This is a genomic window from Marinobacter sp. UBA2498 (assembly GCF_002341575.1).
In the GTDB taxonomy this organism is placed as follows: Bacteria; Pseudomonadota; Gammaproteobacteria; order Pseudomonadales; family Oleiphilaceae; genus Marinobacter; species Marinobacter manganoxydans.
Window position 1 is genome coordinate 3,409 of the sequence record NZ_DDOI01000145.1, and the last position, 5,797, is coordinate 9,205.

Here is a 5,797-nt window from a genome sequence, read left to right on the forward strand (position 1 = left end):
ACATTGCGCCTTCGGCTCCATTTCAAGGGCGCGCGTGCTGCAGGCGTTAAAGGCCTGGCTGTCGTGTTCTTGGGCGCGGTGTTTGGTGTCGGTTCCGGTGTTTGGCCTCGCAAGTAAACAGCCCCCGGTTCGGCTACGGTTTTAGTCGCTATTCCGGTGCTCAGGTCGCGGGGCAATCCGGCGCATTCATTGGTCAGCTTCCGTCCATTCGGTGTTCTGGTTCCTGGCGCCATGGATCAAGTTAGTACACAGTACCGGGAGTGGGCATTCGACTTTGGGTGCCCAAATAAGTAATCGGGTGAGCGGCCCTTAACCAGGCGCATCAATACGCGGCCTGCGGCCGCCGGACGCCCTTGTCAGGGCGCCGTTGTGCGCAGCGTTAGCTGGTAGTGCTTTGTACCTTTGGGGCGGCTCGGTGCCACTGGCCTTGGCCGAAAACTGGCAGTTAAACCGGACGGTTTGTTGCTCTGCCAAGGCCCGAGAAATTGGCGTATTGCTGGCAGCGCAATTGGTCACCGGTGCTGGTTTAGAAATTGGAGTTAGCCGCGTGGGGCTGTCCGCCGAGAGTTGGCTCCTTCCTTACCTGCTATTCTGATATTCAGGTTCATTCATCGCATCATTGGCGGTGGTTTTAATAATGATGCACCGGCGAATCTGGGTGCAAGGGCAGCGGTTTAGGCTGCGATGTTGGTTGCCAGGGATCGGGCTTCAGTGATGCCCCCAGCTAACAAGTCGCTGTAGTACGTTCCCGGCCCGAGGGCCGTCCACCGGACGCCACTGTCGTGGCGCCGCTAAGCTCAGCGTTAGCACCAAAAAGTTCAGATATGGCAAAGGTTAAGAAAAAGCTCACTCCGGCTCAAAAGAGAGCAAAGAAAGCCGCGAAGGCAGAGCGGCAAAGGAAGTACCAGTGGGTCTTTATGAACGGTAAGCAAGTCAGAATCAAGCGGCCACCAACCGTGGATGGTATGCCTGTAGATCAGTTCATCCAGGAGAATGCTGATCCGATCTGGCTCCATCAGAACGAGTTGTGGGAGCTGATGCCAGTTGAAGACGCACTTTTTGGCCCAGAGCCGTCTACCGAATTAGATGCAACAGAAGACGAAGACGGATTACCATTTTGACTTTAGCCGCAGGTGTTCAGTTGAGCAGTGCTAACCAGTCATTCCAGTACGTTACGGGCCTAACGGCCCTCCACCGGACGGCCTTTTCTCCGCTTCGCTACGCAAAGGCCGCCGCTGAATATTGGCGTTATGTGGCTCAGCGAGTCGATGCAATCTGAAAGTTTAGAAAGGGATAGTGATGACTGATTTAAGAGTAGTGTCAGAAAAAGAAGAATTGGAGCCCATTAAGCCCAAGGCGACATTAGCAGAAATCACTTTCTCAGGTGGAGATAAAGTTGAGCTTAGTGAAAAGGAAAAGGTAATACTGGTAGGCCCGAATAATAGCGGGAAATCTCAATCGTTGAGAGAAATAGTACAAATCTGCCAATCCGGTAATGCAGAGCAGTGTCTGGTTGTAAAGGATTTAAAGCTTAATAAAAATGGTAGCTCTAAAGAGCTTCTTGAGTACCTTAATAAAAACGCAGATTTAATTAATGATCAATTTCAGATGTCCGACTACTTAATACACAGGTCACACGTTCCCTCCTGGGATAACAATCCATACCTAATTAATGGTCTACATGCTGGTAGTATAAAAAATATTGCTGCTAATGATCGACTAAATATTTGCAATCAGCAAAATAGCCTTTCGCCAGGTCAACATAAAACGAAGCCACAACATATTCTTTATGATGACGAAGAACTGATGAAGCAAGTCAGTGACCTATTTAGAAAGGCTTTCTCAAAAGATTTGATGTTTGATTTTCGTGGTGGTAGTAAGCTTCCAATCCACGTAGGGCAGATCCCGAAGGGCGAAAACGTAGTGGATCGCGTAGGAAATGATTATGTTTCAAAAGTTCGTGAAAATCCCCTTTTAGATAAGCAAGGCGACGGCGTCAAAAGTTATGCTGGAATTCTATTTGAGACAGTTGCTTCAGAGAGAGACATTACCCTTCTGGATGAGCCGGAAGCATTCTTGCATCCTCCTCAAATGAGAAGGCTGGGAGAGACATTATCATCTGAAGTTAAAGGACAGTTAATTGTTGCAACGCATAGCAGTGATATTCTCCGGGGGTTCTTAGAAGGAACCAAAGGTAGGGTTCGAATATTAAGAGTTCAACGAGAAGGTGATATTAATGTTGTATACGAAGCTGCATCAGAGACCATAAAAGAGCTTTGGGAAAAGCCAGAGTTGAGATATTCAAATGCTCTAGAAGGTATATTTCATGAGCAAACAATTATATGTGAAGATGATAGTGATTGCCGTCTAATTAATTCTGCTGCTGATTACATTAATAGCAACAGTACAGCTCCTTTCAAAGACACCTCATACATACCCACTGGTGGCAAACATGGGGTACCTAAAGTAGCCGACGTTTTAAGAAAGATAGGTGTGCCAATCAAAGCCGTTTTCGATATAGATTTCTTATCGGAGCGAGATTTAGTCAAAAACACTGTTTCAGCGTTTGGCGGAAACTGGATTGATGTCGAAGTTTTGTGGGAAAGAGTCGACTCTGCTGTAAGAGGTGGAATTAAACCAAAATCAGTAGAAACCATTAAGTCCGAAATAATCCAAACGTTGCAGAATGCAGACAAAGAAAAGTTACCGAAAGGCGATATAGCAGCACTCATGAAGCAAGGCACTTCTTGGAACGAGGTTAAAAAATTTGGTGAAATTGCGATTCCTAATGGTCAAGCGCAAACGGACTACAAAGCTCTCAAGTCTGCTTTAGAGAATTTAGGTATATTTGTCATACCAGTGGGAGAAATAGAAAAATTCTGTCCGGAAATTGGGTCACATGGACCTAAGTTCGTTACCAAACTGCTAACTGATATACCTTTGTCGGATTCACGTCTAGCCGGCCTAAGAGACTTCGTTGCGCATATACATAGATGAAAAATCACATAACAAAGCATTGCAGCGGACAAGCCGCTGAATGCGGCGTTAGGCTTAGTAAAACGAGAGGCACAAATGGACGATTGGTTAATTGTCGCAATAGTGATAGGAGTCATAATTGGTTTCCTAAGAGCTCTAGGCCCCACGGGTATCGCTGTTGTTTCACTTATTGCCATAGGTTGGTTTTACCTCCAATCAGACTCCCAGCAAGAATCAACAAGTTCTTCTGGTGCAGACCCCATAAAAATCGAAATTGGAAGTGGTGAGCATTTTGTTACAGCCTCAAAACTGAATGTACGCCTAGCGCCAAACAACGATGGAAAAATTACCAATGTCCTTGATAGAGGGCAGAGGGTCGAAGTATTTGAAACCAAGGGCAATTGGGCCAGAATCTCTGAGTATTATGATGGTGAAGTAGAACAATTATCTGGCGAGGTTGCTCGGTGGGTTTATGGTAAATATCTTTCCACGGAAAAACATCAAACAGAAACACTAACGAATTTAGGTGACCCGATTTTCGCAGCAATATCATCATCTGATGATTTTGAAGCGCATCAAGACGTATTTGTTTCCGCTTCAAAAACTCTAATCAATAACGGCAGGTGCCAACTTAGTGATTTCCAAGAGGTGGGCGGTTGGGTGAAATCGGTTATTAATCACAAATTAGAACCTGTGTATTTCACATATTGTGGCGGAATGACCAACGATAATCGTATTTATTTGAACGTAGAAAATGGCGAAACATTCAAGTAAGCCTAACAAGCGCATTCACTCGGACAATTTGCTCTGCTGCGCGCCGCAAATTCCCGGTGATGCGGGGCGTTAGCACTCAGAGAGAAAATGAATGTTTGTTGCCGTTTATGAGTTTGAAATCAAGGAAGGCACAGAGACTTCATTTCGAGAAGCCTGGCTTGAAGTGACGAAAGCGATCTATGAGCACTGTGGCAGTTTTGGTTCAAGACTCCACACTTCAGACAAGCCGAATATCCTGGTTGGTTATGCTCAGTGGCCTGATCGGGAAACGTGGCAGAAAGATCGTCACGTAATCGATGAAAAATATCATAGGGCACGTAAACAAATGCTCGACTGCCTGGTTCAATCGAAAACTGTCTATGAATTGGAAGTCAGTGACGATTACTTGCGTGCCAATCTGTCCCGTAGTCCCAACCAGGACTGACTGACAGCCTTCCCCCGTTCAGCAAGACGCGCAACCTTCTCCATGCCATATCTCACATCAGGCTGCGCGTACGGCTACCCTCGTACCGTTGAACGCCGCATTGCCCGTCAACGCGTCAATGCGCCCGGAATCGGTGACGTCGTTCATGCTCACGCCGGGTTGTCCCTCGGCGATCGACATGGCGGTGTCCGGCCGGTTATGGCCCCAGCCCTGGGGCATGCTGATCACACCCTCGAACATATCGTCGTCGATTTCCACCGGCAGGTTGATGCTTCCGGAAGCCGACGTAACCGTGGCCAGTTGTCCGTCTTCAAGCCCGATTTTGAGGGCATCTGACGCGTTCATCTGTAACGTGCACGGGTTCTTGCCCTTGACCAGGCGGTGGGAGTTCTGGGTCCAGGTGTTGTGGCTGCGAGGCAGGCGGCGGCTGATCAGCGTGAACGGATAGTCGCTGTTCTCATCTGCCTGCAACAGGCCCGAGGCATCCAGGCGTTTCAGATCCTTCAGGTATAGCTCGGGGGCAATGCGGATCTTGCCGTCCTCGGTCTGGATGCGCTGCGCCAGGCAGGGCTGCAGTGGTCCCAGATCCACACCATGGGGGTTGGCTTTCAGGGTCTCCAGGCTCATGCCCTCTTTTCCGTAGGCGCCGTGTTTCAGGCCCAGATCCAGCATGGCCTCCGGCGTAACACCATCGTCTTCCAGGCCCGTTAACTGCAGGGCCAGATCCCGCAGAATCTCCCAGTCGTGTTTCTGGTTCGGCGCTTTCTCGAACATCGGTTCCGAGAACTTGGCGGTATTGCGAACGGCGAAAGAGTTGAAGAACACATCGAAGTGCGGCACTTCCAGCCCGGTTGTGGCCGGCAGGATGATGTCGGCATGGCGGGTGGTTTCGTTCAGGTAGATATCCACCGACACCATGAAATCCAGGGCATCGAAGGCGTCTTCCAGTCGGGCTCCGCCGGGCGCCGAAAGCACCGGATTGCCGGCGATGGTGATCATCGCGCGGATCTGGCCCTCGCCCGGGGTCAGGATCTCATCGGCCAGGGTAGCCACGGGGAATTCGTTGTTGAAGTAGGGCAGTTTTCGCACCCGGGACTCGTAACGGCCATAGGAACTCGGCTTGCCCTTTTTGTCCCTGACAAGATCAAAGGCCGGCTGGGGGAACATGGCGCCACCGCGGCTATCGAAGTTGCCGGTGAGAATGTTCAATACATTGTTGAGCCACTGGCAGAGGCCGCCGAACGACTGCGTCGAGGCGCCCATGCGGCTGTAGCAAACGGCGCTCTTCGCAGCTGCCATCTCCCGGGCCAGCTCGCGGATGGCCTCCGCGGTCATACCACAGGCTGCCGCCACGTTTTCCGGGCTATAGGGTTTTACGGCCTCGGCCAGTTGCTCCAGCCCGTCGATCCGGTCTTCCAGATGACCAAGGGTAACCAATTGTTCCTCAAACAGGGTGTGAACCATGGCCAGCATGAACAGGGCATCGGTTTCCGGGCGGATAAACAGGTGCTGGTCGGCCTTTCTCGCAGTCTCGGTGCGCCGTGGATCAACCACCACCACCTTGCCGCCCCGTTGCTGGATGGCTTTCAGGCGTTTGCCCACGCCGGGTGCGGTCATCAGGCC

General features: G+C 50.2%; 5 protein-coding genes. 4 read left to right on the forward strand and 1 reads right to left on the reverse strand.

Annotated features, from left to right (window positions below):
• Positions 1-824 precede the first annotated feature (824 nt).
• The 4 genes from B2W52_RS20020 (at position 825) to B2W52_RS20035 (ending at position 4,174) form a co-directional block, all read left to right on the forward strand.
• Positions 825-1,121 (forward strand): hypothetical protein, encoded by a 297-nt coding sequence (locus B2W52_RS20020; protein WP_008171112.1) that lies wholly within the window; start codon positions 825-827, stop codon positions 1,119-1,121.
• Positions 1,122-1,299: 178 nt separating this feature from the next.
• Positions 1,300-2,997: an ATP-dependent nuclease gene (locus B2W52_RS20025; RefSeq protein ID WP_273072878.1), complete on the forward strand. Its 1,698-nt coding sequence runs from the start codon at positions 1,300-1,302 to the stop codon at positions 2,995-2,997.
• Positions 2,998-3,072: 75 nt separating this feature from the next.
• Positions 3,073-3,750, forward strand: a complete 678-nt coding sequence (locus B2W52_RS20030) for an SH3 domain-containing protein (RefSeq protein ID WP_092034462.1) — start codon at positions 3,073-3,075, stop codon at positions 3,748-3,750.
• A gap of 91 nt (positions 3,751-3,841) precedes the next feature.
• Positions 3,842-4,174, forward strand: coding sequence for a putative quinol monooxygenase (locus B2W52_RS20035; RefSeq protein WP_092030690.1), 333 nt, complete (start codon positions 3,842-3,844; stop codon positions 4,172-4,174).
• A 57-nt stretch (positions 4,175-4,231) separates the two neighbouring features.
• Here B2W52_RS20035 and B2W52_RS20040 read toward each other — a convergent pair.
• Positions 4,232-5,797 (reverse strand): molybdopterin dinucleotide binding domain-containing protein (locus B2W52_RS20040; RefSeq protein ID WP_286803968.1); only part of this gene is annotated, 1,566 nt, incomplete at its 5' end.

Excerpts from the sequence above, each read along its gene's own strand:
- B2W52_RS20025 (WP_273072878.1), top strand. The coding sequence starts at position 1,300 with ATGACTGATTTAAGAGTAGTGTCAGAAAAAGAAGAATTGGAGCCCATT.
- B2W52_RS20035 (WP_092030690.1), top strand. The coding sequence starts at position 3,842 with ATGTTTGTTGCCGTTTATGAGTTTGAAATCAAGGAAGGCACAGAGACT.
- B2W52_RS20020 (WP_008171112.1), top strand. The coding sequence starts at position 825 with ATGGCAAAGGTTAAGAAAAAGCTCACTCCGGCTCAAAAGAGAGCAAAG.
- B2W52_RS20030 (WP_092034462.1), top strand. The coding sequence starts at position 3,073 with ATGGACGATTGGTTAATTGTCGCAATAGTGATAGGAGTCATAATTGGT.